Source organism: Arthrobacter sp. 05T47 (assembly GCF_056395825.1).
Genome location: NZ_JBFTKG010000025.1, coordinates 39374 through 65743 on the forward strand (window position 1 = coordinate 39374; position 26370 = coordinate 65743).

Sequence of the window (26370 nt, forward strand, 5' to 3'; positions counted from 1 at the left end):
GCCCCGGCGGCCGGCAGAGATTAAGGCGAGATGGCACAACAGACGCAACAGCTGCCGCCCGGCCCACCCCGTGATGCCGGCGCTGTACCCCGGGCGAAAAGCAACGCCTTCTCGGCGTTGCTTCACCGCTCACCCCGGCTGAGGCTGGTCGGGCTGCTCACGGCCCCGGCGGCCTGGCTGGTGCTGGTGTACATTGCCGCCCTTGCGGCACTGCTGATCACCGCGTTCTGGACCGTGGACACCTTCACGGGTGAGGTGTCCACGGTCTGGACCACGGAGAACATCGTCACGGTCCTGACCGATCCGGTGTATCAGCGGATCACCCTGCGGACGTTGTGGATCGCGGTGGCGGTCACGGTGATCGACATGATCCTTGCCCTGCCCATCGCGTTCTTCATCGCCAAGGTGGCCAGCGCCCGATGGGAAAAACTGCTCGTGGTGGCCGTGCTGATGCCCCTGTGGGCCAGCTACCTCGTCAAGGCCTACGCCTGGCGGAATGTCCTGGCCGAGGGCGGCCTGCTGGAGTGGCTGGGGGCTCCGATCGGCCTTTCGTCCCCCGGCTACGGCGAGACCGCCGTCATCCTGACCCTGTCCTACATCTGGCTGCCCTACATGATCCTGCCGATCTACGCGGGCTTTGACCGGGTGCCCGACTCCCTGCTGGAAGCCTCCGGGGATCTGGGCGCGAAACCGCTGACCACCATGCGCCTGGTGATGCTTCCGCTGCTGGTCCCCTCCATTATCGCGGGCACGATCTTTACGTTCTCCCTGTCCCTGGGCGACTACATCACCGCGCAGATTGTCGGCGGGACCACCCAGATGCTCGGCACCGTGGTCTACGCAAACGTCGGGTCCGCGAACAACCTGCCCTTTGCCGCCGCGGTGTCGCTGGTTCCGATCGCCATCATCATGTTCTACCTCTTCATCGTCCGCCGAACCGGCGCCCTGAATAACCTGTAGCGAAAGGCGCATCATGAGGCTTTCCCGTAGCGCCAAAGTGGTCCTGGGCATCGTTACCGCGCTGGTGCTGCTGTTCATCTACACCCCGCTCATGCTCGTGGTGGTGAACTCGTTCAACGCGGACCGGACGTTCGGCTGGCCGCCCAAGGGCTTCACGCTGGAATGGTGGGGCAAGGCTTTTGACTCGCCCGGCGTCCGCGAGGCCGTCTTGTCCTCGCTGTGGGTGGCGGTGGTCGCGACTGTCATCTCGCTGCTGCTGGGGACGTTGCTGGCATTGTCATTGCAGCGGTACGCGTTCTTCGGCCGCGACGTCATCAACCTCCTGGTGATCTTGCCGATCGCGCTGCCCGGAGTTGTCACGGGCATCGCCCTGAACAACATGTTCACCACCATCATGGGCATCCCGCTCAGCCTGTGGACGGTGGTGATCGCCCACGCAACGTTTTGCATGGTGACCGTGTTCAACAACGTCATCGCCCGGCTCCGCCGCATGAGCCCCGGCCTGGAGGAAGCCTCCTCCGATCTCGGCGCCGGCGTTTTCACCACGTTCAACCTGGTGACGTTTCCCCAACTGCGCTCTGCCCTGCTGGCCGGCGGGCTGCTTTCCTTCGCGCTGAGCTTCGACGAAATCATCGTCACCACGTTCACGATCGGTGCCGGTGAGACCACGCTGCCGATCTGGATCCTGCAGAACCTCTTCCGTCCCAACCAGGCGCCCGTGGTCAACGTTGTGGCCGTCGTGCTGATCGTGGTCTCGATCGTTCCGATCTGGCTGGCGCAGAAGCTGTCCGGGGACTCTGTGCGGGTCAGCGGCGCCCGGGTTAAGGCGGACGCGCGCTAGCCCGTGCCTGGCTCGTGGATCGGATCGATGGAGACGACTGCCAGGAACCCGCGGCCCACGATTTCCGGCGTTCCGGCATCGGATCCCACGACGGCGTCATAGCGGTTGAGCTCGGCGGGTGCCGGCTCCGGGGCGGCGGGCTCCGGGGTGGCGGCGGTCGTGTCGTTCGCCTGTGCGGGCCCGCCTGCCGTCGCCGGGCTGACGGTCGCCTGGCCCTGCAGGAGGATGCCGAACTGGCCCTCGAACACCGGGTGTGCGCGCTTCTTAGAGAGCTCGATGATCGACGTGTAGCCCTTGAAGGCGCCGTTGCGGGTGATGACGTTCAAGTCCCGGATGTCGCCGGTGGGCAGTGCCCCCGCCGAGTCCGCGTCGCCGGAGAACCGGAACGGGCGGTACTTCTCCAGCGGGTGCTCGGCGCCGTCCACGCTCAGGAGCAACAGCTCGCCGTCGATCACGGTCAGCACGCGGTCCATCCCGGCGAAGACCGAGAAGGCACCCGCTTTGGACACCTCGGCGATGCTGACGCGCCAGTCCCATGCGTTGTCCTGCGCTGACCGCGGATGGCGTGCCACTTCGCGSGTCACCCCGCCGCCGTTGCGCCAGGGGWSGGSTTTGAGCTCGGCGTAGCGGATGATCTCCATGGCCTCAGCCTATCTGCCGGGCTGCCGGCGCCCCTGCCGCCCCGACTCCGCCCCGACGCAAAGTCGGCGGCGGCGGTCCGGTCTTGCTAACGTCGGAGGCAGGAAGCGTGCAAAAGGAGCCCCGAATGTTTGTCAAAGTGTGCGGTCTTAGCACCCCGGATTCGGTCCGCGTCGCGGCCGGCGCCGGCGCGGACGCCGTCGGCTTCGTCCTGACCCGCAGCCCCCGGGAGGTCACGCCGGAACAGGTCAGGAACCTCCTCGCCCACAKCCCGGACGGGCTGCCGGCGGTGGGGGTGTTCCGGCACGAACCGGCCGCCGACGCCGTCGCCGTCGCCCGTGAGGCCGGGCTGGCGTGGGTCCAGCTGCACGGGGACCGCTCGCCGGCGGACGTCCGGACGGTGCACGACGCCGGGATGAAACTGATCCGGGCCGTCACCATGGCCGCCGCCCCGGAAACCTTCGAGGACTGGGGCGAGGAGTTGCTCCTCATCGACGCCGCTGTCCCCGGCTCCGGCGAGGCCTGGGACTACGGCTCCGTCCGGGCCAAAGCCCTTGGCGGCCGCAAATGGCTGCTCGCCGGCGGCCTGGATCCCGCCAACGTGGCCCGAGCAGCCGCGGAGGCCGGTGCATGGGGCGTCGATGTTTCCTCCGGCGTCGAGTCGGCACGAGGCATCAAGGACCTGGACAAAATCGCGGACTTCGTGCGGGCGGCCAAGGAATCGGACTAGGGCCGGACACGGAAGAGTGGCAGCGGGATCGTCCCTGTGCTGCCACTCTTCCAACGGGGGCCGCCACGTTTCTAACGCGGCGCCCGAGAACTGTCGGCGCGGACTAGGAGCGTTTGATGATCACGTCATCGATGTATTCGTCGCCCTTTTGCCGGTTGTGCTCCGCCCCGAGCTGAACCTTGCTCAAGGTGCTGCCGAGCATGCTGACGCTCGTGCTGCTGTACTTCTGTACGCCGTCGAACCACACCTGGATTGTTGAATTGCTGCCGTTCGCGGTCACCCTCATGGCGACGCGGTGCCACGCGCTCATGGAGATGCTGCTGGAGATCAGCTTGGTGTAGACGAAGGTGCCGCTTGGTGAGGTCACCCGGAGCCACAGCTGCCCGTTGCTGTTGTAGCGGTAGATGTCTGCAACGCGCGTGGAGCCTGAGAAGAACCGGAAGTACGGGACGTCATTGCCGGAAACGCCGGCCACGGTGATATTGAACCAGCCGTCCGCGTACGAGGTCTTGGTTCCAGAGCCGAAGGCCGGAGTCGAGAGGTTCGCGAGAGAACCGGAATCCGTGGTGACATGCAGCTTGGTCGAACGCGTCCCGGTATGTTTCTGGGAAGTCGAAACGGCCGCCGTGCCGGTGCCTGAAACTTGGGGGATGAGGCCGCAAAAGCCACTGGCCTCAAAACTCGTCGCGAGCACCACAGTTCCCGGATAGGAGTTTGTTGGCGCGGGGGCGCAGGTTGCAGCGTTGGCCGCCGGGGCCGAACCGAAAATGAGGGAACCGGCTACGAGCAATCCGAGCGTCCCCACCGTGCTGAGTGCTTTGAGTTTTCTCATTGGAGATTCTTTCCGTGGTTGGTTCGAATTGTTGACGTGCGCTTGTCCCGGCGGCACCGGGTGAGTGGTTCGGTTCATGCAAGCTGCGCAAGGTGTGCCAGCTGCATTACTACAGCGACGCAGACGATAGCCAGCAGTGCTGCGGTGATGACCACCACGGCCCGCGGGAGTGCCTTATCAGGCTTCAGGACGCGCAACACATCGCAACTCACCAGCGCCGATACCGTGGCCAGCCCTGTCAGGAAGATGATCATTTCGCACGCACCAGGACCCGCTTCGGCCGCTTGAGCTCAAGGCCCAGGAAGGCGAGGGTGATCAGGGACAGGACGCACACGCCCACCGGCGGTGACCAGAGCCGTGCATAAATCATCGCCGTCGCCACGAGGGTGGACATCGTCAGGCTGAAGGCAATTGCGATGGCGATGCTGAGGGGCAGCGCGCCGGTGGCCTGGGCCGAGCGCGGGGGGTCGAAGCGCAGGAGCAGTACCAATGCTGTTCCGGGCCCGGCCAGCATCAGCAGCCCGATCACCGCCAGGCGCAGCCCCTCCGGTCCGACGAACGAGAGCGGTATGGCTGCCAGTGCGACGGCTGCCGTCGCATAGCTCACGTAGCTGCGTTCACTTGCCATTGCTAACTCCTTCGATATGAAAAATCACGCCGCCGGCGTTTTCGAAGACCTTCGTCCAGCCCGGACTGGTGCCGCAGGTGGCGACAAAGCGTTGAATGTCGCCAGTGGGAGTCGACCCGCGAAGTTCGGCGGCCTCCTGCTGGCTTTGGGTAACGATGAGGTACGCACCCGATTTGTGGGCGATCTGGTTGGCCGCGTCACAGCTCAGCGGCGCGGCGTTGGGGATGGGCTCGGCAGCAACGAGCGCCCGGTAGTCATAGTCCGCGTAGTGCTGGAATCTCCACGGGGTGTTGCGAACAGCCTCAATGAGGACAGAGCCGGTGGGCGCGGTCGAATAGAGGCGGTTCACGACTGCGAGTTCGTCGTTGCTAAAGCTTTCCATGCTGTCATTTCCGTAACGGGAGACCACCGTGGCCGTCGCCAGCACGGAACCCATCAGCAGCAGTGCAAGGGCCCGGCGCAGGCTCAGTCCGGCGGAATGGTCTGACATCAGGGGCAGTACGGCCAGGCAGACCGCAAACGGCAGGCTGAAGAGATAGAGGCGCAGGAGCAGTTCACCGCCATATGGCTGGAGGGGGATCAGCACCAACGGCGCAAGGGCTGCGGCCGCGGCGGCCAGCCACGGTGCCTTCCGCCGGTAGCCCACGATGGCGCCGACAACGGCGAGGAGCCAGACCAGGGCGACCTCGGCGATGCGGGTGTAGACGACGAACACATGGGCATCGCTGCCTGAGACCCTGGTGCTCAGCGCACCGAGGCTGTTCGCACCGATGTCGCCGAGCGAACCGAGGAGCTGGCCGAAGTGACCCTGCACGAAGGATGACGCCGCGAAGAGCAGCCAGCCCAGGGGCAGGACCACGGCCAGGACCGGCAGGAAGCGAAGCCGGAGACGGCCGGTCAGCAACAGTGCGGCCAGGATGGGGATCACGGCAAAGGGGCTGAGCTGATGGGACGCGGTCATGGCAACCAGGATCAGCGCGCAGACCACAACGAGCACCGCCGTGTCCGCCCGGGGTGCCGCTATGGCGCCGTACCGGGGGACTGAGCCGTCCAGGTTGGTGACGTTCCGGGCAAGCCACTTGGAGAACTTCGTGCGCTCCGTGGGCCAGGCCCATCCCTCAAAGACGCTCAGCAGGCAGGCCACCAAGGTGAGCAGGAGGACGAACGAATAGGCCTGCGGCGACAGGTAGTCCTGTCCAATCCAACTGGCCAGGTAGAAGATCCAGACCGCCGCCCACGCTTGGCGCGGATTCGCTGTCAACCGCCGGGCCAGGGCCAGCAGGGGTGCGAGCATGAGGATGTTGATCCCCACGGGAGCCCACGTTGCAATACCCAAAAGGTCTTTTGCGCCCGTCGCCCCGGAGAGCATTCCCAGCATGTCGAAAAAGCCGGGCCAGTTGAAGTAAGCGTCCAGGTTCGGATTCAGCTGGCCCGATTGGCCAATGGTGTCGGCGATGCCCAGATGGCGGTAGCTCGCCTCCAGCCGGGGCAGCCCATGGATGACGGCGTCAGCGCCATGCAGGATGACCACTGTGACCAGCAGCTGCCAGGTCAGGAGCACTGGAACGAGCCGGCGGAGGCTCAACGAGGCGACAAATGCGGTCAGGCTGAGCCCAAGCGCCACGAAATAGGCCGGCGGCAGGGAGGCGATGAGTCCGGCCCCGCCGATCAGGACGGGATTGACCTGGGTCATGCTCCAGACGCCGAGGGCCAGGGCGGCCGCGGCGGCCGCAGCCAGGGCGCCGACGTGCCACGACGGGGTCAGTCCAAGGTTGCGGTGTGTGGGCGGTTTGGCGCCGCCGACGTGCGTATGCCCATGGGTCTCCTGCCGGTGGGCGCCGTGCTCCGGGAGGCTGGTTGCCGTTTCGCGTATCATCATTTCTCGATTCAGGTCGGCTGGTGGCGCGCCGCTGAGGGAATCTCGCCCGCGGTGGAGGCGGACTTCGCTCGGGTCAGAACGATCAGGCGCCGGGCGGCGATCAGCGACGCCGTCGCCTGGGCAACGGCCCAGAGGACGGAGATGCCAGTGAGGCCATATTGCTGGGCCACGGCCACGGCGGGTGCCACGACCAGGATGGCGGCCAGGGTGGCGACTACCGTGGATTCCACGAGCCGCCCTTGGGCCCGGCACAGCCCGTAGTAGACCTGGGTCACGCAACTCAGGAGCAGTGCCGGCACGAGTACAGGAAGAAGGACCCACGCGGACGCGTATTGCGGTCCGAGGAAGCCCAGAAGCAGCGGCCCGGCCACTATCAATATCAGCCCGGCCACGAGAGTCAACAGGAAGCTGGCCCGCAGCGCGGAGGCGACGAGGCCCGGCCGCGCCCGCGTTCCCGCGAGGGCCGTTTGCAGGGTAAATCCGGCAGACTGCGGCACAAAGAACACCGCCGAGGCCATCATCCACACCACGTACCAGGAGGCCGTAGGGGCCGGACCCAGAGTGGCTGCAACGATGAGCGGGAGCAGGTAGCCGGGTGCGCGGTCGGCGAGCATGAGGGCGTGGTTGGGAAGTCCGGGCTTCAGGAGTTTCAGGGCCTGGCGCGCCCGCAGTCCGTGTTTCCAGTCCGGGGACACCTTGGCCCGGCGCAGCTGGCGCAGGCCTACGAGGACGCTGGCCAGAGCCCCGGCGGCAACAGCACCCACAACCACTTCCACGTCACGGAGTCCGACGGCGAATGCGGCGGCCAGGAAGGCGAGCTGGACCAGGCTCTGCACGAGACTCCTGACCAGTGCGCGGTCGGCCCGTTCCTGGGCCACGCCCACGTGGTCAAGCTGGTACGCGCTGGCGGCCAGGAGCGCCGTGGCCAGGAAAAGTACCGTGACCAGGGGGTCGACCCACGCCTCGCCCACACCCGTGCCGAGCCAATTCGTGATGCCAACCAGCAGGCCCGCGCCCAGCAGGGAGAACGCAGCGACGCTAAGCAGGCTTGTGGCGATAAGGCGCCGGCCGCCATCACTTTCCGCGGGAAGGAGCGTCAGCGTGGCGGGCCCGACGCCGAGCATCCCCAACTGCACGGTCAGGAGCGCCGCCGACACCACCGCGGAGCTGAGACCTATCTGCGCAGGCGGCAGCACAAGGGCCGCCAGCGCCCAGAACAGGAAGCCCGTCACCATGGGGGCGATCCTCGCCGCGGCCAGCCAGGCCGCGTTCCCTCCGACTGACATGGGCTTGTGGGCCGGCCGCAGGAGTTCGCCGAACATGGCGCGGTAGTTGTAGAGGAGGAAGCCTATCCAATACGGCAGGAAACGCGGTGCCCGGAGCAGGGACAGGCCCACACCCCTCACAGTGGCCAGCAGCGGCAGAATCACCAGCCAGAGGTGGCCCGTGTGCTTGCGGACGGTCCGGGCCGTCCCGGCCCCGTCCTGAAGCCACTGGTCGCGGGCGTAGTCGAACGTGTCGTCGAACCGGTGCCTGACCATCACGGAGTCGGAGACGCCCAGCCGGTAGCCGGCCTGCTCCAGCCGGATCCTCAGCTCGACGTCTTCCCCGGAGCGGAAGTCGTCGTCGAACCCGACGCCAAGCAGTACGTCGCGGCGCATGAGTGTGGCGCTGACGCCGAACCATTTGCGCACCCGGCTGTGGTTGTGGTGCCAGGCCAGCGCGGCACCCCAGTACCCGGGGCCGTCGGCTTCGCTGGCCAGCCCGAATTGCAGGCCGTCGTAGTCGCCGGACTCGAATTCGCTCAGCAGCCGGGGCAGGCTTTTGGGCGGAAGGACGACGTCGGCGTCGATCAGGGCGACAACCTCACCGGTGGCGCTTCGGGCGCCGAGCATCCGTGCGGCCGGCAGGCCGCGTCCTTCGTCGGAGATGACGGTTGCCCCGCACTCGCGGGCGATGGCGGCGGTGTCATCGGTCGAGCAGCCATCGATGACGATCATTTCGTGCGGATGCTGGCTGCGGATCGACTCAAGGCACTCGCCCAGCCACGCTGCGGCATTGCGTGCCGGAACGACAACTGACACCTTCAGATCGCTCACGTGGACTCGCCTCACTCATCCAGTTTTGAACGGACCAGATTCGCGATGTAGTCAGATGCCTGGTCCGCAGACCATGCGGCCGGCAGCCGGAGCAGCCAGCAGGGAACATCCTCCAGGGCCCGGCGGACCACGGCCGCCTTCTGCCCGAAATGCTCCTCCAGCGGGACCAGGCTGGTGGCGCCGAGGGCCTCGACGAGCCGCCGCGACACCATGGGCAGTTCCGAATGGAAGTTGCCTACGACCCGGGACGTCATCCATTCCGCGCTTCGCGCTTCCAGCCGGGCGTCCGCGCCGTCGAACCGCTCGAGGAAGATGGCCAGCTGTGCCGGCGCCGCGGATGAAATCCGCTGCGCCCCGAAGACATGCTCCGGCTGCACCATGCGGTGCTCGGGGGACCAGCGCCGGGTGAAGGCGGCGGTTTTCGGGTAGCGGACAATGACCGGATGGACCGCCGTCGCCAGGTGGGCGACCGGCGTGGTCAGCCATCCGGGGGCCAGGGGCTTGCGCGTCCCCCGGAACATGTCCGGGTAGATGGCACGGTGGTGGGGCTTGATGAACATCGGTTTGGCGTAGCCCATGAGCATGCCGCCGGCGCCCATGAAGGCCCAGTCATCCGCCATGAAGCGCACGTCGCGCATGGCCACCAGCTTCGCCACCGTGCTGGTCTTCCCGACCCCGCCCCAGGCCGGCAGAAGCACCCCGGAGCCGCGGAAATCCACTACCGCGGCATGGATCATGGCCGTCTCCTCCTGGACACACAGCCTGTCCAGCAGCGGAATCACGGAGGTCAGGAGCTCGCCGGCGCCCTCGACCCGGTACCCGTCCTTTGTCTCGATGATCTGGACGCGGTCCGCCGGAATGTAGAGGGATTCCCCGGTGAACCGGTAGGCATCCTCCGCGTGGGACTGGCTGGAAACCGGCGATATCTTCGCGCCGATGGTGATCCGCCGTGGCGCGGCGGAGGTCCCCAGGAACGGGGCGAGCATGTCCCGCAGCTGCGGTTCGCCAGGCGTCCCGGCCTCGACATCGATGCCCACGATCCCGTGGACATCGAAGGAGGCGCCGGGGGAGGCATCGATCGGCTGTTTCACGTCGCGTTCAGGCTGGCTCATGATCCAAGCTTTCTGGGGTCGGGTTACAGCGGTCGGGTGGTTCGGGGTGCAGGGGGCGCAGGTGCTGCACCGGGCGGTCTGCGGGGACGGGCTCGTAGGCTGCACGGTTCACTGGACTTCCCTCCAAGGCTCTTCCGCCGACGCCGTGGCCGCCTTCACGGGCGAGGGTGCGGCCGGCAGGCGGCGCCCGCGGACGTAGCCGGTGGCAGTGGCTGCGAGCACGGCGATGATGGTTGCCGCCCGGCCGAGTCCGGCACGGTCGCCGCCACCGAGCCAGCCGCGGATTCCGGCGAACACCGCCCGAGGCAGGACCTGCCGGACATAGCGCCGTTCAGGGCCCAGCGCGCGCTTGTGGCCAACCACGCGGCTGACCTGCGCCTTGGAAATCCCTTCGCCCCAGGAGCGCGCAAGCATGTAGCGCAAGGTGCCGCGCTCTGCCGGCACGTGGTGGTGCACCAGGGCTGCGGGTTCATAGACAACCCGGGATCCGGGAGCTCCGATTACCGCGCGGATGCACAGTTCGGTCTCTTCGCAGCCCAGCGGGACGGCGTCCTGGCGCCCCAACGCTGTGTTGAAGCCGCCGACACGGTCCAGGACATCGGCCCGGAAGGACATGTTTGCGCCAATGACGTTGCGGACTTCGGCGGCAACTTTGGGCATTCCCCGGTAGGTGCAGCCAACAATCCAGTCGAGCTCGTTGGCGAAGTGGCCCGGCCGGCCCGTTTCCCAGAGCGGTTCCACCCGGCCGCCCACAGCAAGGACGTCGGGATCGTCGTACAAGGCTGCGAGCCGCTCGAGCCAGTCCGGCTCGGCTTCGGCGTCGTCATCGAGGAAGGCCACGATCTCTGCCTTGGCGATTCCGGCGCCCGTGTTGCGGGCGCCGGAGAGGCCCTTGGGGCCGGTGTTTTCGACTATGACGGCGTCGGGGACGGTGAAGATCAGCCGTTTGTACAAGTCCACGTTGTAGTCGACGACGACGATCGTCTGCTTGGGCGGGACGGTCTGGGTGCGGACCGAGTCCAAGGCGCCCATCAGCCTGTCCCACCGGTCCTCCGAGTAGGAGCAGATGACCACGGATACTGCCGGGAAGCTGGAGTGTCCGGACATCCTATTCGCCTGCCCGTACGCCCAGGACGCTGCTGGGATCGGTGGGAACGTGGGGGAACACCGCGCTGGGGTACTTGTACTTGACTCGGCGCAGGGCCTCGGGGCGGGCACCGGCTGTCGGCGCCTCCCAGCTCACGCGCTCRCGGGCAAGGGTGCGGAGAACCCGCCAGCCGTCCCGGAATGTGTGCAGGTTCGACTGGCCGGAGATGCGGGACAGCTCATGGCTGGGAACCTCGGCAATGCGAAGGCCTGCCCTGGAGGCCCGGACAATCAGTTCGGTTTCGATCTCGAACCCATCGGACTCCAGTTCCAGAATGTCAACGCATTCGCGGCGGAGGGCAATGTAGCCGTAGCAAAGGTCCGAGTAGTCGCTGTGGAGGACCGCATTGGCGAGCCCGGTGAGCAGCTTGTTCCCCCCGCTGCGCAGCCAGGTGAGATCGTCGGAGCCGCCGCCCGTCACATAGCGGGAACCTTTGACGAAGTCGTATTCATGCTGGAGCGGGGTCACCAGCCAGCCGATCTCCTGGGGGTCCATGCTGCCGTCGCCGTCCAGCATGACGATGATGTCGCCGGAGGCCGCGGCAAATCCGGCCCGCACGGCGTTTCCCTTGCCGGGGCGGGGCTCGGCCACCACCACCACGTCCAGGCGCATGGCCCGCGCGACATCAACTGTTCCGTCCAGGGAACGGCCATCAACAATTACCACCTCATCTACATAGGAGGGCATACGCCGCAGAACCCACGGCAAGTTCATCGCCTCGTTCAACGTGGGAATCACCACACTGACCGAGGGATTTGCCGGCGGGGGCGTCGTTTGGGGGCGCACGTTTGGCTTGAGATTCGGGATGGACACTGGCCTCACCACTCAATGACGTATTCTGCTCGTCCCAATTGCAGCGCTCTCCGACCTCCTCAAACCGGAAATAGACCCGATGCTGACACTGAACAATTGTGGACAACTTAGTGAATTACCCCAGGCTTAAAGTTTGGTCATGCCACCTTGCATTAACCTTGGATTAACTTGAATATTCAAGCAAAAAGGAGTGAAAACTGTTGATGCGCGGCGGCCTCCGTGCAACACTGGCCGAATGCGGACGCGCGTCATGTGGGGGCGCGTGCCGGCGGGCCGCCGGCGTCTCCACACCATCTGGTTCAGGCTGGTTCCCGCCATGGTCCTGGGACCCGCCCTGGCGCTGGCCGGCTGCGCCGCGGATGTGGCTCCCCGGGGCGACCGGCCGCTGTTCACGTCCGTCTCGGCGTCGCCGTCTGGTCCTTCCGCGAGCCCGGGCGCTGGTCCGGGCGCCGGCAGCCCGGAGGCGCAGCCGGGCGCGCCGGAAAGCGGTGCCGTAACGGAGCCCGCTCCGCCGTCGGGCGCCCTGTCCGCGCCCCCGCCGGGCCTGGGAACAGCAGCACTTCCGGTCCGGACCACGGATGTGACCATGTCAGGTGATCTGCCCGGCTGGAAGCAGGTCTTCGTCGAGGACTTCTCCGCCGGCGACGTCCCGGTGGGCAGCTTCCCCGGCCCGCTCTACAGTTCGCGGTGGAGCGCCGGCTATAAGGACGGGACACCGGACACGGCGGGGCAGACCAACGGGGGAAAGACCGGCTACTACCCGTCCAAGGTGCTCAGCGTCCGCAACGGCACGCTGGACTGGTACCTGCATTCGGAGAGCGGGATCATCATGGGGGCGGCGCCAACGCCCAAGATCCCCAATGCCAGTTCCAGCCCGCACCGTGCCAACAGTCTGCTGTATGGCCGGTACTCGGTCCGCTACCGGGCCGACGCCTTGCCCGGATTCAAGACGGCCTGGCTGCTGTGGCCAGACAGCGGCGTCTGGCCGCGGGACGGTGAGGTGGACTTCCCCGAAGGGGATCTGGCCAAGATCATCTACGGCGCCGTCCACTATGACCGGAACGGCGCGGATGCCTTCGAGAAATTCGATTCGGACCAGTCCGTCACGTCCTGGCATGTGGCCACAATGGAGTGGAGCCCCGGGCAGGTTGAGTTTTTCCTCGACGGCCGTTCCCTGGGCGTCAGCTCCAAGGTGCCGACAACGCCCATGCACCTGATCCTGCAGACCGAGTCATGTCTCACCGGATGCCCGGCCCCGACCACCCAGGGCCACGTCTCCCTCGACTGGATCAGCGTCTGGGTGCCGGCCTGATTCGCTGGGAACGCTGCCGGGCGGCACGCTCATCCGCTGTAGCCGTGACATCGAGTGTCCCGAAGGCCGGGTTCTGGTACTTTCCGGACGTGCTGGCGAAGTAGGCATCTCCGGATCATCCGATCTGACGTTGTGTCAGCGTCAGGGCCGCTCGGACCTAGCCCGGGACGGGCTTCCTCGTTAGCATGCAGGAAGGGGAACACCCCGATCGCTTGGCGGGACCCGCCCGCCCCCGCTCAAAGGAGACCGTTGTGACTCTGCCCGAAGGTTTGACCCCCGGAGTGTGGATGCTGGACATGTCCCACAGCGAAGTCGGTTTCAGCGTCCGCCATGCGGGCATCAGCAAGGTCCGCGGCCGGTTCAACGAGGCCACCGCCGAGGCGCACCTGCGCGAGTCGCTGGCAGATGCCAGCCTGCACGCAACGGTCAAGACCGCCAGCTTCGATTCGGGCGACGCCAACCGCGACGGCCACGTGCGCGGCCCCGACTTCTTCGATGTCGAAAAGTACCCCGACATGACTTTTCGGGCCACCGCGATCAGGGGCGGCGGGGATGACTACGTGTTGACCGGCGACCTCACGATCCGCGGCGTCACCAAGCCCGTCGAACTCGAAGTCGAGTTCACCGGCGTCGCGGTGGATCCCTTCGGCGCCACGCGGGCCGGATTCAGCGCTGAGGCAGACATCAGCCGGAAGGAATTTGGCCTGACCTGGAACGCCGCCCTCGAGGCAGGCGGCCTGCTGGTCAGCGACAAGGTAAAGATCAATGTTGAGGCAGCAATGGTCAAGCAGGCCGACGCCTAAGCCCTGGAAAGTCCAACGTGCACCCGGTGTCCCCTACGGGGGGGCGGCGTCGGAGGGCCGGAGGCGTAAATCAGGGATCTTTCCGGGTGAACCACTAAGCCGAATGTCAGTCCTACGGGCGAGAATGAAACCATGAAGACACTCCTGAACATCATCTGGCTGCTCTTTGGCGGCCTGTGGCTGGCCCTTGGGTACTTCCTGGCCGGCGTTGTCTGCTGCATGCTGGTCGTCACCATTCCGTGGGGGCTGGCCTCGTTCCGCATCGCGTCCTACGCCTTGTGGCCCTTCGGTCGAATGGTGATCGACAAGCCCGGCGGAAACGGCATATTTGCCCTGGTGGGAAACGTCATCTGGCTGCTTGTGGCAGGGATCTGGATCGCGATCGGGCACATCATCACGGCCTTCGCCATGGCCATCACGATCATCGGCATCCCGCTGGCGATCGCCAACCTCAAGCTCATCCCGGTCTCGCTCATGCCGCTCGGCAAACAGATCGTCCCCAGCAATACGCCGTACGTAACCGCCTACAGGCCCGGCCGACGCTAGCGCGGCGGCGCAGCCCCGGGGCCGAGGCCGCGTCCCCTGTCAGTCCAAGCAATCCGAGGGAGAGGACCATGAGCGAACCGGCGTCCGGGGACACGGACCTCATGCTGGTCATTGTGCGCGAGTTCAGGGCCCCGCTCCGGGGTGTCTGGTCCGCGTTGACGGACCCGGACGAGGCTCCGCAGTGGTGGGGTCCGCGCGGCTTCCATGTCCCGCGGGAGAGCGTCGATACGGACCTTGAGGTCGGTGGCCTGTACCGCGCCTGCATGATCCAGGACAGTACGGGGCAGCAATTTTGGTGGGGCGGGGTGCACACCGATATTGAGCCGCCGCACCTGTTGGTCTTCACCCATGCCTGGGACAGGCCGGACGGCACCCGCGGCTTCGAGACCGAGGTGACGATCCGGTTGGAGGACGTCGACGGCGGCACCCAGATGACCTTCACCCAGGGACCGTTCGACTCTGCGTCCAGCCGCGACCGCCACGGCGAAGGATGGCGTGAATCGTTCGACCGGCTGGCGAATCACCTCAGCGTTGCCGCCTGAGCATCACCGGCTGCCGGCGAGCGCGGTGGTCTCTTTTCACGCGAGTTCGCCCTGCAGGTTCCGGCGGGCCGCCTCCAGCCACAGCCCGCGGGCCCGGTCCGTATGGAAGAGCGGATCCAGCTGCAGCAGCCGGCGGACGACGGCGGCGCGGCCGGTGGCGAAGTCGGCGTCGCCGATGTGCGCGAAGTCTTCCCTGACGGCGGCCAGATAACGGCCGTAGGCCTCCGGGTCCCCGCCAAGGACGGAGAGGTCGGCGTCGCTGAGCAGGGCGCCGGCGTCGTCTCCGGGCTCCGGACAGTGGTCCGCGCTCAGCAGGACCAGGCGCACCACTTCGTCCACCTCGGCGGCCGGCAGGCCGGCATGCCGGAGCCGGTCTTCGGCCAGCCGCGCCGATTCCTCTTCGTCCTCTCCCGCGATGCCGCGGTAGACGGCATCGTGGAACCAGGCCGCCAGCAGTACTGCTCGGGGCGGATCGGACGGATCGCAGAGCAGGTCCAGGGCCTCCAGTACGGCCAGCAGGTGGGTGCGGCCGTGGTACTTCCGGTGCTCCTCGCCCCAGCGGTCCAGCAGGTCAAGGAAGAGGGCGTCGTGGCCCGGCAGCGCCTCATTCCAGCGGTTCAGCAGGGGAATCCTGAGGGCCTTGCCGCGCCGGCGGGCCGGGATCCGCAGGCCGCTGTCGATCAGCTTGCGGACCAGCACCCGGCCCTCCACAGGGATGGCGCCGGCCGCCACGAGGGCCGCATAGCGGTCCTCGGCGACGTCGTAGTGGTCGCCGTCGAACGCGCGGCCGGAGATGCCCGCGGCCGCGGCAAACGAGTGCAGCTCCTCAAGCGAGCTGTCCGAGACGAGGTGCGAGAAGTGCGTTCCGTGGGCAGGCCAGAGCGGCGGATCGACGTAGACGGCCATGGAGGAAGTCTAGCGCCGCCCGCTGACGCCGACGCGGGCCGGCGCGGTCCGGCGTCGGGCATCGTCGGGCATCGTCGGGCTGTCGCCGGCCGGGTGCGGGCCGGGCCGCCGGGCGCGGGGTCACACAGCGACGGAGGGGCGGATGTTCTGGTTGCCGTGGAAAACATTCCCGGGGTCAAACTCGCGTTTCACGTTTGCCAGCCGGGCGTAGTTGTCCTCGCCGAAGGCTGCCCGGACGCGGTCCTGGCCCTCGTTGCCGATGAAGTTCAGCCACACGCCTCCGGTCGCGTAGGGGGCTATGTCCTGGCGGAACCGCTTGACCCACGCCTTCGCCTCCTGCCCGCCCTGCGGAGTGTCGCCCAGGCCGAAGGGGTGGCTCACCCAGCTGGCGTTCCGGTTCAGCAGCGGGGTGGCGGCCGCGGCAGGCCCGCTCACGGCCCCGCCCCAGTGGGCTATCAGCTGCTGGGAACTTGGTCCCGGGAGATTCCGGGCCGAGTCGATGATGACGTCCAGGGCGCCGTCGGAAAGTTCGTCGTGATAGTCAGCGCTCCAATAGTTGTACTTGCCCGGCGGGTCGTCGAGGGAACACTGGAAGTCGGCGTAGTCCGTGTCCTCCACCAGGTCCACCGCAGGCCCAAGCTCCCGGTAGGCCTTGGCATGTTCCTTTCCCGCCGCGGGGTCGCCAGCGAAGACGTACACCACGCACACCACCATCTTGCCCACCAGGTTCGCGGGCACAAAAGGCTCCGCCGGCGCGATCGCGTAGATGAGGGTGGCGGACTCCTCGTTGGGCGCCGCAAGCGCCAGTTCCCGGTAGCCGTGGCTGATTTCCTCGGCCGCGTCCCCCGGCCACATCAGCAGGCCGGCGTGCACTTGTGGCCCGAGCTGGTGCAGGCCGAAGGTGAAGGACGTGGCGACGCCGAAGTTCCCGCCGCCTCCGTGCAGGGCCCAGAACAGCTCGGGATTCTCCCGGGCGCTGGCCGTCACCTGTTCACCGGCGGCCGTGACCAGGTCCACGGAGACGAGGTCATCGCAGGCGAAGCCGAAGGCGCGCTCGAGCCAGCCCGACCCGCCCCCGAGTGTGAAACCGGCGAGACCGGTCGTGGAGACACGCCCGCCGGTGATGGCGAGCCCGTACTCCTGGGTGGCCCGGTCAAACTCCCCGCAGGTGAGGCCTGCACCCACCGTGGCCGTGCGGGCCTCCGGGTCCACGCGGGCGGATTTCATCGGACGAACGTCGACTACAAGGCCGCCGTCGTTCAACGACATGCCAGCCACGGAATGGCCGCCCGCGCGGACGGCGACGTCGAAGCCGTGCGTCCGCGCATACGCCAAGGCCTCGGCCACCTCTGCCGCGTCGGCGCATGGGGCAATGACGGCCGGATGGCGGTCGATCATCGCGTTGAAGAGTCTTCGAGTTTCGTCGTATTCCGGGTGACCCGGCCTGACCCACTTCATGGCAGTGCTCCCTCGGTGACCGCGGCTCCGCCCCACTTTCCGAGCTTACGACCGCGCACCGGATGTGGCTATGGCGTTCTGTTTGGCAGGCGGCGCGGCAGCGATGCCCGGGGGTCCCGCGTCTCCCTGGCTACTTCCTGATCTCCGGTCGGGTGTGCCAGTTGGTGGCCTGGCTGGGTGCCACTGGGGCGTGTCCTGGTGGGGTGTCGGCGTGAGGCGCCGGCGGGTTTAATCGCGGGGGTTAGTCGCGGGCGGCGCGGACCGGGTGCTGGCTAACGATGGAAACCCGGTTGAAAGCGTTCATGGTGATGGCCAGCCAGCTGACGGCGGAAAATTCCTCGGCCGAAAGGTGCCGCCGGGCCTGTGCGCCGTCGTGGTCTCGGGCCCGGGCGTCAGAGATGCTGGTGATGGCCTCGGCCAGGGTCAGGGCTGCTCGTTCCTTTTCTGAGAACAGTGTTGTGTCCCGCCAGGCCGAGAGGACAGCCAGCCGCTGGGCCGACTCGCCATTCTTAACGGCATCGCCGACATGCATATCCAGGCAATAGGCGCAGCCGTTGATCTGCGAAATGCGGACGTTGAGCAGTTCGATCAGCGTCCCGTCCAGCCCGGCCTCGGCGGCGGCTTCCTTGGCTTTCAGGCCCAGCCCGTTGAGTGCACGCCACGCGGCCGGATGCTCCTTGTCCAGGAAGACACTCCGGTGGTCAGGATGCTGCGGTGCGGCCGTCTCAGTCATGGATTCCACAATACCGACGAGCTTTGGCCAGACTCGGAGCGTCGTGTGACAATTTTGTCAAATGTGTGACAAGGTGTGGGAGTGGGAGTTTTTGGTTCGATGGCCGGTTCCTTGGGGGACCCGGCCATCGAACCGCTCTTTCAGGGCCGGGCTTCGCCTCCCGCTGAGCCCCGCCATGCTTGGCCACTCCGAACTTCGCCAATCCCGCTGTGGCACATGCCCGGTTTTGGGAGCCGCCGCAGGACATGTCCAGTGGTCACGCCTGGCTGCAGGGGACATGTCCAGCCTTCAGGCCCGGGAATGGGCAGGAGGGGATTATGTCCATCGGTGTGGGTCAACGGAGGGCATGTCCGGTGGGCACACCTGGTCCCAGAGGGCATGTCGAGTCTTAGGGCCCGGGATTCGGCCCACAGGGATTATTTCCATCGGTACGGGCCGCCGGGGGACATGTCCCGTGGCGTCACACGGAAGCGCGAACCGCAGCGGCAGCGCGGGAAACCGGCGAATCACGGGACACAGCCCGGGCCAGTTCAGCCCCCGCCGCCTGCATGGCGTCCGGGTTGCCGGCCACGATGATGCCGGCAAAGCTGTCCGCATCGGCGCCGAGATCGGGGTCCACCGATCCCACCACCGCGTACACGGGTATGTCGGCGGCGCGGGCCAGGATGGCGGCGATGATCTTGCCCTGTCCGGTCTGGGAATCCAGCCGGCCCTCGCCGACCACCACGGCGCTGCTTGCGGCCAGTCGCGCGTCGAACCCCAACAAATCCAGCACATAGTTGGCCCCTGACACCAGGCTGGCACCATAGCGTGCCCACATGCCGCCGGAGAACCCGCCGGCCGCGCCGGTCCGGTCCATCAGGCGGGGATCGCGGCCGTACACGGCGGCGAAGCGTTCGGCCTGCAGCTCGAGCCGGCGGGTCAGGTCGGCAACCACGGCCGGACCGGCGCCCTTCTGCGGACCGAACACCCGGGCGGCGTCGGAAAAACGCGTTGTGACGTCGCTCAGGATCACGACCTCCGCCCCGCGGAGCCCGCCGCGCTCCTCGATCGCAGCGATGGCCCCGGCGCCGCCGTCGGTCGTTGCGGACCCGCCGGCCGCGACCAGCAGCCGGCGGGCTCCGAGCCGGACGGCCTCCGCCATGAGCACGCCGGTGCCATAGGTGCTGGCGGCGATCGGGTCCCGGTCCCCGGACGTGGGCAGGTTGAGACCGCTGGCAAAGGCCAGCTCGACGACGGCGGTGCCGTCGGCGGCCAGGGCGATGACGGCGTCGACGGCGTCACCCCACGGGCCCACCGTGCCGACACGGACGGGGCGGGCGTCCAGGCCCCTGACCAGGACCTCGAAGGTGCCCTCGCCGCCGTCGGCCACGGGCAGTTCGACGGCGGCGGCGCCGGCCGAACGGATCCCGCCGGCAATGTGCGCCGCGACCTGCGCCGCCGTGAAGGTGCCTTTGAAGCTGTCCGGGGCCACGAGGATGCTCATGCGCTCAGAAACCCACCTTGTCCCGGCCCTTGAGCTGCAGCATCTGCCGCGCCTCGTCCGGTGTGGCGACCTCGAAGTTGAGGGCTTCCAGGATGGTGCGGATCCGGGTGACCTGTTCGGCGTTGGACGCGGCGAGCTGCCCCGGCCCGATCCACAGCGAGTCCTCCAGGCCCACCCGGACGTGCGAGCCCATGGCCGCGCCGATCGTGGCGAGCGGCATCTGGTTCTTGCCGGCGCCCAGGATGGACCACTCGTAGTCCTCGCCCAGCAGACGGTCGGCGGTGCGGCGCATGTGCATGAGGTCCTCCGGGTGCGCGCCGATGCCGCCGAGCAGGCCGAACACGGACTGGACGAACAGCGGGCCCCTGGCAAGTCCGCGGGCATGGAAGTGGGCCAGGTTGTTCAGGTGCGAGATGTCGTAGCACTCGAACTCGAAGCGGGTGCCGTTCTGGTTGCCGATGCCCAGGATGGTCTCGATGTCCTGGAAGGTGTTCTTGAAGACCAGGTCGCGGCTCTTCTCGAGCCCCTCGCGTTCCCAGTCGTGGCCGAACTCGGTGAAGCGCTCCAGCATCGGGTACAGCCCGAAGTTCATCGAGCCCATGTTCAGCGAGGCGAGCTCGGGCTTGAACAGTGCTGCCGGCTGCATCCGCTCCTCGACGCTCATGTGCGGGGAGCCGCCCGTGGTGATGTTGATGACGGCGTCGGTGTTCCGCTTGAGTTTGTCCAGGATCGGTGCGAAGTGCTCCGGGTCCTGTGAGGGGCGGCCGTCCCTGGGATCGCGGGCGTGCATGTGCACAATCGCGGCTCCGGCCTCGGCGGCGCCGATCGCGGCGTCGGCGATCTCGTCCGGGGATACGGGCAGGTGCGGGGACATGGACGGGGTGTGGATGGCGCCGGTGACGGCGCTGGTGATGATGACTTTGCGTGCAGCAGCCATGGGTGTCGCTCCTCGGGGATCAGTAGAGTTTTTCGGTGTTGCCGTCGACGGCGAGAGCCTGGCCGTTGACGTTGCGGGCCAGGTCGCTGGCCACGAAGACGGCCATGTTGGCGATGTCCTCGGCCTCGATGAGCCGGCCGAGCGAGGACTGGTGGTGGTAGAGCGCGGACACCTCGTCCGCCGGCTGCCCGAGCATTTCGGCCTTGGCATTGATGACCGCGTCGATCCGGGGGCCGTTGACGGCGCCGGGGCAGATGGCGTTGACCCGGATCCGGTCCGGGCCGAGTTCGATCGCAAGGGTCTTGGTGAGCCCGACGACGGCCCACTTCGACGCCGAGTAGGCGCTGCGGCCGGCCATGCCCAGCCGCCCGGCGGCCGAGGACAGGTTCACGATCGAGGCGCCGTTGCCCTCGCGCAGCAGGGGCAGGGCGTGTTTGATGCAGAAAAACTGGCCGTGGATGTTGACGTCGAAGGTCGCCTTCCATGCCGCGGCGTCGATGGATTCCAGGGGGCCGGTGGGCCCGGCGATGCCGGCATTGTTGACCAGGACATCCAGGCCGCCCAGTTCTTCCCGGACCGTGGCCATGAGGGCGCGGACCTGCCATTCGTCGGAGACGTCGCTGACGGCGGCCGCGAGGCCGTTGACGCGGGCCTTCTCGACGGCGTCGGGGTCAATGTCGGTGACGAAGACGGCGGCGCCGAGTTCCCGGAACCTGTTGGCGATGGCCAGGCCGATGCCGTTGGCTCCGGCGGTGACCAGGACGCGTTTGGCGGTGAAATCCATGGGTATTCCTTGCAGTCAGAGGGTGTGCGGGCCCGTTCCGGACGCGCGGCGGGGCGCGTCCGGAACGGGCGGTGATCCGTGGGTCAGTGGGCGGCCGGGACAGCCGCGGGCTTCTCCGTGCCGCGCTTGAGCAGCAGGGACAGCAGCGCGCCGATGATGCACATGGCCACGATGAACCACAGCCCGGACAGCTTGGAGCCGGTGGCGTCCTGCATGAAGCCCATGACGTAGGGGCCCAGGAAACCGCCGCACAGGCCGATGGTGTTGACGAAGGCGATGCCGCCGGCGAGGGCGGCGCCGCTGAGCCGGGTGGCCGGGTAGGTGAAGAGGATCGGCTGCAGGGCGAAGAAATTGAAGGCGGCGAGGCAGAAGCCGATCATCCCGAGCAGTGGACCGCCGACGGCACCCAGCGCGAAGCCCGCGACGATGCCGGTCATGGTTCCGGTGACCAGCATCCGGGAGCGGCGGCCGTCGGTGGCGAAACGGGGGACCAACAGTGCGCCGGCCGCGGAGAAGATCCAGGGGATGGCCGTCAGCAGGCCGATCTGCAGCGGGCTGAGCTTTCCGTACGTGCCGATGATGGAGGGCAGGAAGTAGGACAGGGCGTAGACGGCGATCTGGTGGGTGAAGTAGACGCCGACGACGAGGAGGATCTGCTTGTCCTTCAGGACATCGCGGAGCCGGTGGTTGCCGGAGGCCTCGGCGCCGGCAGATTCCTCGGCGGCGATGCGGGCCTCGAGATCGGCCGCTTCCTCGGCAGTCAGGAATGTTGCCTGGCTGGGGCGGTCCGGGAGTTTCTTCCAGACGACGTAGGCGAGGACGCACGCCGGTAGGCCCTCGACGAGGAACATCCACTGCCAGCCGTSCAGGCCGCCGAGTCCGTCCATGGTCAGCAGCAGGCCGCCCAGCGGGGCGCCGACGATGTTGGCGATGGAGACGCCGAGCAGGAACATTCCGTTGGCCTTGGCGCGGTCCTTGACCACGAACCACTGGGTCAGGAAGTACATGACGCCCGGGAAGAGCCCGGCCTCGGCGACGCCGAGCAGCATCCGCATGATGTAGAAGGACCATTCGCCCTGGACGAAGGCCATGCCGGCGGAGATGATGCCCCAGGTAATCATGATCCGCATGATCCAGAAGCGGGCGCCGACCTTGTGCATGATCAGGTTGGACGGGATCTCGGACAGGGCGTAGGTCAGGAAGAAGAGCCCGGCGCCGATTCCGTAAGCGGTGGCCGAGATGCCGAGGTCGATCTCCAGCCGGTCCTTGGCCATGCCGATGTTGGTGCGGTCCAGGAAGGCCATGATGTAGGCGCCGATCAGCAGMGGCATGACGCGGCGTAGGATCACGCCGTTGATTTCCTGCGGTGTGCGCATCTTCTTTGGTGCGGATACAACTGACATGGGTCGGGGTCCTTGGGTCGGTGGGCTGGGTCGTTGGTCGGGGTCGGTGGCCGGGGCCGGTGGTCAGCACGGGCGTGCGGAAGTCAGGCGACCGGGAGCCGTGTGGCCGCGACGGGGCACACGGAGCCGTCGTCGTGACCGACTGGCGAGGAATGGTGGGCGTGGACGGGCGGATGCCGGGGGACTGGCCGCGGCCGGRCCGCGGCCGGCGTGTGGCCGCCGGCGTGGGCGTCTCCGGTACGGCGCCCGGACTCAGATGTCCGGCGGCGTGCAGCCGCACGTCCGCCCGACGTGCAGGCGGTGCCGGCACACTTTCGAGGTGTAGGAGGCGGACGGGGAATCGATGCGTTTGAGCAGCATGGCGAAGGCCTCGTTGGCCATTTCCTGCTGCGGTTGGACAATGCTGGTCAGGTTGATCAGCCCGGAGCGGCTGTGCGGCAGACCGTCACAGCCGGCGACGGCGACGTCCTCCGGGATGCGCAGGCCGCGCGACAGGGCGTATTCCATGACGCCGATGGCAAGTTCGTCGCTGCCGCACACTACGGCCTGGGGCGGAGTTCCGGCGGAAAACAGCCGTTCGGCCGCCAGCCGGCCGCCCTCGTTGTTGACCCTGGTGCTGATCTTCCGGTCGCCGCTGATGGTGATGCCGGCTGCGGCGGCGGTGCGGACAAACGCCTGTTCACGGGCCAGGGAGGCGGTCGAGAATCGGGGCCCCACGACGGTGGCGATCTCGGTGAACCCGTGGCTGAGCATGTGCTGCATCAGCGTGGAGGCGGCGGCGTCGTCGTCGATCCCGACAAAGTCCGAATCGAGGAAGTCCGCCCGCCGGGACAGGCATACGAAGGGGATCCGGGCCGCCCTCAGGGTGCGGAGCGCGGTGGCGTCGTCCCGGAGCGAGGCGGCCAGGATGATGCCGTCCACGTTGCGGTGCGCCAGTGTGGAGGTGACCTGGGCGAGGACCTCCGGATCGTCCTGGGTGGTGGCGACGAAAACTTCGTAGCCCGACTCCGCCGCGGCCGTGATGACGCCCTGCGCCCAGCGCGGAAACATCGGATTGATGATGTTCGGCAGGATCAGCCCGATGACCCGGGTCCGCTGCGGGTCTGTTGACTGCGAGGGCTTACGGGGCCTGAAGCCGAGCTCGTTCGCCACATGGATGATGTGGCGCCGGGTTTCCGGCGAGACGCCGCCCTTGCCGTTGAGGACATAGGAGACCGCGGCCGAGGAAACCCCGGCGGCCCGGGCCACCGCTGCGGCCGAAACCGGGCCAACACGGCCGTCCATCGTGGCGCTTGTGGCGTGTTCGTGCATGTCCGGCCCTCCTTCGTGTTGGTTCGAGTTGCTGTGACCCCAGTTACAGTAAGGAGCCTGCCGATCGTTAAGCAACGTTAAGTGATTCATGCGGCTGCGTGGGCGGCTGCTGCGGGACATGCCCATTTTTCTAATCCGGGCGAGTGGGACATGTCCAGTCTTGGGGCGGGGTCGTGCCGGGCGAGCGGGGACATGCTCATTTTTCGTGCCGTGAGCGGGACATGCTCATTCTTCGCGCCCGGATGGCGGGAGCATGTCCAGTCCTTGGCTCGAGGAGTGGACATGATGGGATTATGTCCACTCTTCGGGCTCAGGGGAGGGCATGTCCCGTGGGGTCAGTGGAATCAGTGGAATCAGTGGAATCAGTGGAATCAGTGGAATCAGTGGAACCCGTGGAACCTGTGGGGCCGGGGGCGGAAGCCGGGTTGCCCCTCGGTGCCCCCCGGCTCTCCCTGGTGCCCCCGGCGCCACTCCCCGGTGCGCCCGGCCCGCGGGCAGTCCGCCCCTAGACAGGGGTTTCGCTGTCGGCAAACATGGAGCCAGCGGGCATCACGGCAAAGTTGAGCGATGTAGACTCAACTTTGACATCAGGACCATTCCGGAAGGAGCCCTCTTTGGACGCCAAATTCACCACCAAGAGCCAGGAGGCTCTCGCTGCCGCCGCCATGAATGCCTCGACCGCGGGAAACCCGCAGCTCGAGCMGGCGCACCTGCTCAAGGCGCTYATGGACCAGCGGGAGGGCGTCGCCGTCGCACTGCTCCGGGCCACGGGCGCAGACCCGGAYGYCGTCAGCGTCCAGGCGAGCACCGCMATCAAGGCCCTKCCCTCRACRTCCGGRAGCAGTGTGCAGCAGGCGCAGCTGTCCCGSRCCGGSCTGCAGGCGATCAAGAATGCCCAGAACGAGGCCGARCGGCTCGGGGACAGCTTTGTYTCSACCGARCACCTGCTGCTSGGCCTCGCTGCCGGSAGCGACGGCGTCGGGACSCTCCTGCGCGAGGCCGGCGCCTCCCACGAGGCGCTCCTGGCCGCCCTGCCCGGCGTCCGCGGCGGCCGCAARGTGGACAACSCGGACCCGGAAAAYTCGTTCCAGGCGCTCGAGAARTACGGCACGGACCTCACCGCGGTGGCCCGCTCGGGCAAGCTGGACCCGGTGATTGGCCGCGATGCCGAGATCCGGCGCATCATCCAGGTCCTGAGCCGCCGCACCAAGAACAACCCCGTCATTATCGGCGAGCCCGGCGTCGGCAAGACCGCCGTCGTCGAGGGCCTCGCCCAGCGGATCGTGCAGGGCGACGTGCCGGAAAGCCTGCGCGGCAAGACCCTGATCGCCCTGGACCTCGCTTCCATGGTGGCCGGCGCGAAGTATCGCGGCGAATTCGAGGAGCGACTCAAGGCTGTCCTGGAGGAAATCAAGGGCTCCGAGGGGCAGATCGTCACGTTCATCGATGAGCTCCACACGGTGGTGGGGGCCGGCGCGACCGGGGACAGCTCCATGGACGCCGGCAACATGCTCAAACCCATGCTGGCCCGCGGCGAGCTGCGGCTGATCGGTGCGACCACGCTGGACGAGTACCGCGAGAACATCGAAAAGGACCCCGCCCTGGAGCGCCGCTTCCAGCAGGTGTTCGTGGGCGAGCCGAGCGTCGAGGACACCATCGGCATTCTGCGCGGCCTCAAGGAACGCTACGAGGCCCACCACAAGGTGACGATCTCAGACTCCGCGCTGGTGGCCGCCGCGACCCTCTCCAACCGGTACATCTCGGGCCGGCAGCTGCCGGACAAGGCGATCGACCTCGTGGACGAGGCCGCGTCCCGGCTGCGCATGGAAATCGACTCCGCGCCCGAGGAGATCGACCAGCTGCGCCGCCAGGTTGACCGGCTGACCATGGAGGAACTGGCCCTCAAGAACGAGAAGGATCCCGCCTCGCTGGAACGCCTCGAGGCCCTTCGCGCGGACAAAGCCGACCAGAATGAGGAGCTCGCGGCGCTGAATGCCCGCTGGGCGGCCGAGAAGGCCGGTCTCAACCGCGTGGGCGACTTGAAGGCGAAGCTTGACGAGCTCCGCTCCGCGGCCGACAAGGCCCAGCGTGAGGGAGACCTGGAAACGGCGTCGCGGATCCTCTATGGCGAGATTCCGGCTTTGGAGCGCGAATTGAATGCGGCGGCCGCTGCGGAAGCAGCCAACACGGACAAGTCGACCCAAATGGTCGCGGAGCAGGTCACCGCCGACGACATCGCCGAGGTGATATCCGCCTGGACCGGCATCCCCGCGGGGCGCATGCTGCAGGGCGAGAGCCAGAAGCTGCTGAACATGGAGCACGTCCTGGGCGAGCGGCTGATCGGCCAGAAGAAGGCCGTCGCCGTGGTTTCCGACGCCGTGCGCCGCGCCCGCGCCGGGATCAGCGATCCCAACCGGCCCACGGGTTCGTTCCTGTTCCTGGGCCCCACCGGCGTCGGCAAGACTGAGC

25 protein-coding genes are annotated in these 26370 nt (G+C 67.4%); 8 read left to right on the top strand and 17 right to left on the bottom strand.

Annotated elements, in window-relative coordinates:
* The first annotated feature begins 30 nt into the window (after positions 1 to 30).
* On the top strand, positions 31 to 960 hold the full coding sequence (locus AC1DEY_RS16355; protein ID WP_476868884.1) for an ABC transporter permease: 930 nt from the start codon (positions 31 to 33) through the stop codon (positions 958 to 960).
* A 13-nt stretch (positions 961 to 973) separates the two neighbouring features.
* Positions 974 to 1801, top strand: a complete 828-nt coding sequence (locus tag AC1DEY_RS16360) for an ABC transporter permease (protein ID WP_476868885.1) — start codon at positions 974 to 976, stop codon at positions 1799 to 1801.
* On the opposite strand, the gene AC1DEY_RS16365 is transcribed toward AC1DEY_RS16360, so the two are convergent.
* Positions 1798 to 2442 (bottom strand): HutD/Ves family protein, encoded by a 645-nt coding sequence (locus AC1DEY_RS16365; RefSeq protein WP_476868886.1) that lies wholly within the window; start codon positions 2440 to 2442, stop codon positions 1798 to 1800. The two genes, AC1DEY_RS16360 and AC1DEY_RS16365, sit on opposite strands and share 4 nt — an antisense overlap.
* A 125-nt stretch (positions 2443 to 2567) precedes the next feature.
* Between AC1DEY_RS16365 and AC1DEY_RS16370 the strand changes: the two genes are divergently transcribed.
* Positions 2568 to 3170 carry a phosphoribosylanthranilate isomerase gene (locus AC1DEY_RS16370; protein WP_476868887.1) on the top strand — a complete coding sequence of 201 codons (603 nt, stop codon included), beginning with the start codon at positions 2568 to 2570 and terminating at the stop codon, positions 3168 to 3170.
* Positions 3171 to 3273: 103 nt separating this feature from the next.
* Here the strand turns inward: AC1DEY_RS16370 and AC1DEY_RS16375 are convergent, their stop codons facing one another.
* The 8 genes from AC1DEY_RS16375 to AC1DEY_RS16410 all read right to left on the bottom strand — a co-directional run bounded on the left by AC1DEY_RS16375 (position 3274) and on the right by AC1DEY_RS16410 (position 11689).
* Positions 3274 to 4002: a hypothetical protein gene (locus tag AC1DEY_RS16375; protein ID WP_476868888.1), complete on the bottom strand. Its 729-nt coding sequence runs from the start codon at positions 4000 to 4002 to the stop codon at positions 3274 to 3276.
* A gap of 74 nt (positions 4003 to 4076) precedes the next feature.
* Positions 4077 to 4256: a hypothetical protein gene (locus tag AC1DEY_RS16380; protein ID WP_441409599.1), complete on the bottom strand. Its 180-nt coding sequence runs from the start codon at positions 4254 to 4256 to the stop codon at positions 4077 to 4079.
* Positions 4253 to 4630, bottom strand: coding sequence for a hypothetical protein (locus AC1DEY_RS16385; RefSeq protein ID WP_476868889.1), 378 nt, complete (start codon positions 4628 to 4630; stop codon positions 4253 to 4255). The genes AC1DEY_RS16380 and AC1DEY_RS16385 overlap by 4 nt, the downstream gene beginning before the upstream one ends.
* Positions 4620 to 6509, bottom strand: a complete 1890-nt coding sequence (locus AC1DEY_RS16390; RefSeq protein WP_476868890.1) for a hypothetical protein — start codon at positions 6507 to 6509, stop codon at positions 4620 to 4622. The genes AC1DEY_RS16385 and AC1DEY_RS16390 overlap by 11 nt, the downstream gene beginning before the upstream one ends.
* Positions 6510 to 6517: 8 nt before the next feature.
* Positions 6518 to 8608: a glycosyltransferase gene (locus tag AC1DEY_RS16395; RefSeq protein ID WP_476868891.1), complete on the bottom strand. Its 2091-nt coding sequence runs from the start codon at positions 8606 to 8608 to the stop codon at positions 6518 to 6520.
* An 11-nt stretch (positions 8609 to 8619) separates the two neighbouring features.
* Positions 8620 to 9720, bottom strand: a complete 1101-nt coding sequence (locus tag AC1DEY_RS16400) for a hypothetical protein (protein WP_476868892.1) — start codon at positions 9718 to 9720, stop codon at positions 8620 to 8622.
* Positions 9721 to 9828: 108 nt separating this feature from the next.
* Complete coding sequence (locus tag AC1DEY_RS16405) at positions 9829 to 10827, bottom strand: glycosyltransferase family 2 protein (RefSeq protein WP_476868893.1); 999 nt, start codon at positions 10825 to 10827, stop codon at positions 9829 to 9831.
* Position 10828: 1 nt separating this feature from the next.
* The gene (locus AC1DEY_RS16410; RefSeq protein WP_476868894.1) at positions 10829 to 11689 is read right to left on the bottom strand and encodes a glycosyltransferase family 2 protein; all 861 of its coding nucleotides are present in this window, start codon (positions 11687 to 11689) and stop codon (positions 10829 to 10831) included.
* 226 nt (positions 11690 to 11915) lie between these two features.
* On the opposite strand from AC1DEY_RS16410, the gene AC1DEY_RS16415 reads away from it, so the two are divergent.
* From AC1DEY_RS16415 to AC1DEY_RS16430, 4 genes are all read left to right on the top strand, one after another.
* On the top strand, positions 11916 to 12992 hold the full coding sequence (locus AC1DEY_RS16415; RefSeq protein ID WP_476868895.1) for a glycoside hydrolase family 16 protein: 1077 nt from the start codon (positions 11916 to 11918) through the stop codon (positions 12990 to 12992).
* Between the two features lie 251 nt (positions 12993 to 13243).
* The gene (locus AC1DEY_RS16420) at positions 13244 to 13795 is read left to right on the top strand and encodes a YceI family protein (RefSeq protein ID WP_476868896.1); all 552 of its coding nucleotides are present in this window, start codon (positions 13244 to 13246) and stop codon (positions 13793 to 13795) included.
* A gap of 132 nt (positions 13796 to 13927) precedes the next feature.
* Positions 13928 to 14341, top strand: a complete 414-nt coding sequence (locus AC1DEY_RS16425) for a YccF domain-containing protein (RefSeq protein ID WP_476868897.1) — start codon at positions 13928 to 13930, stop codon at positions 14339 to 14341.
* Positions 14342 to 14409: 68 nt separating this feature from the next.
* A complete protein-coding gene (locus tag AC1DEY_RS16430) occupies positions 14410 to 14883 on the top strand; it encodes an SRPBCC family protein (protein WP_476868898.1) in 474 nt (157 codons plus the stop codon).
* Between the two features lie 36 nt (positions 14884 to 14919).
* Here the strand turns inward: AC1DEY_RS16430 and AC1DEY_RS16435 are convergent, their stop codons facing one another.
* From AC1DEY_RS16435 to AC1DEY_RS16470, 8 genes are all read right to left on the bottom strand, one after another.
* Positions 14920 to 15789: a DUF4031 domain-containing protein gene (locus AC1DEY_RS16435; RefSeq protein ID WP_476868899.1), complete on the bottom strand. Its 870-nt coding sequence runs from the start codon at positions 15787 to 15789 to the stop codon at positions 14920 to 14922.
* A gap of 120 nt (positions 15790 to 15909) precedes the next feature.
* Complete coding sequence (locus tag AC1DEY_RS16440) at positions 15910 to 17247, bottom strand: FAD-binding oxidoreductase (protein ID WP_476868900.1); 1338 nt, start codon at positions 17245 to 17247, stop codon at positions 15910 to 15912.
* Positions 17248 to 17488: 241 nt separating this feature from the next.
* Complete coding sequence (locus AC1DEY_RS16445; RefSeq protein ID WP_476868901.1) at positions 17489 to 17980, bottom strand: carboxymuconolactone decarboxylase family protein; 492 nt, start codon at positions 17978 to 17980, stop codon at positions 17489 to 17491.
* 460 nt (positions 17981 to 18440) lie between these two features.
* The gene (locus AC1DEY_RS16450) at positions 18441 to 19466 is read right to left on the bottom strand and encodes a glycerate kinase (protein ID WP_476868902.1); all 1026 of its coding nucleotides are present in this window, start codon (positions 19464 to 19466) and stop codon (positions 18441 to 18443) included.
* Positions 19467 to 19470: 4 nt separating this feature from the next.
* On the bottom strand, positions 19471 to 20403 hold the full coding sequence (gene kce / locus AC1DEY_RS16455) for a 3,5-dioxohexanoate:acetyl-CoA acetone transferase (protein ID WP_476868903.1): 933 nt from the start codon (positions 20401 to 20403) through the stop codon (positions 19471 to 19473).
* A 19-nt stretch (positions 20404 to 20422) separates the two neighbouring features.
* Positions 20423 to 21187 (bottom strand): SDR family oxidoreductase, encoded by a 765-nt coding sequence (locus tag AC1DEY_RS16460; RefSeq protein ID WP_441409615.1) that lies wholly within the window; start codon positions 21185 to 21187, stop codon positions 20423 to 20425.
* A gap of 83 nt (positions 21188 to 21270) precedes the next feature.
* The gene (locus tag AC1DEY_RS16465) at positions 21271 to 22590 is read right to left on the bottom strand and encodes an MFS transporter (protein WP_476868904.1); all 1320 of its coding nucleotides are present in this window, start codon (positions 22588 to 22590) and stop codon (positions 21271 to 21273) included.
* A 252-nt stretch (positions 22591 to 22842) separates the two neighbouring features.
* A complete protein-coding gene (locus tag AC1DEY_RS16470; RefSeq protein WP_476868905.1) occupies positions 22843 to 23901 on the bottom strand; it encodes a LacI family DNA-binding transcriptional regulator in 1059 nt (352 codons plus the stop codon).
* Between the two features lie 614 nt (positions 23902 to 24515).
* Here AC1DEY_RS16470 and AC1DEY_RS16475 point away from each other — a divergent pair.
* Positions 24516 to 26370: ATP-dependent Clp protease ATP-binding subunit (locus AC1DEY_RS16475; RefSeq protein WP_476868906.1), on the top strand; the 1855-nt coding region annotated here is incomplete at its 3' end.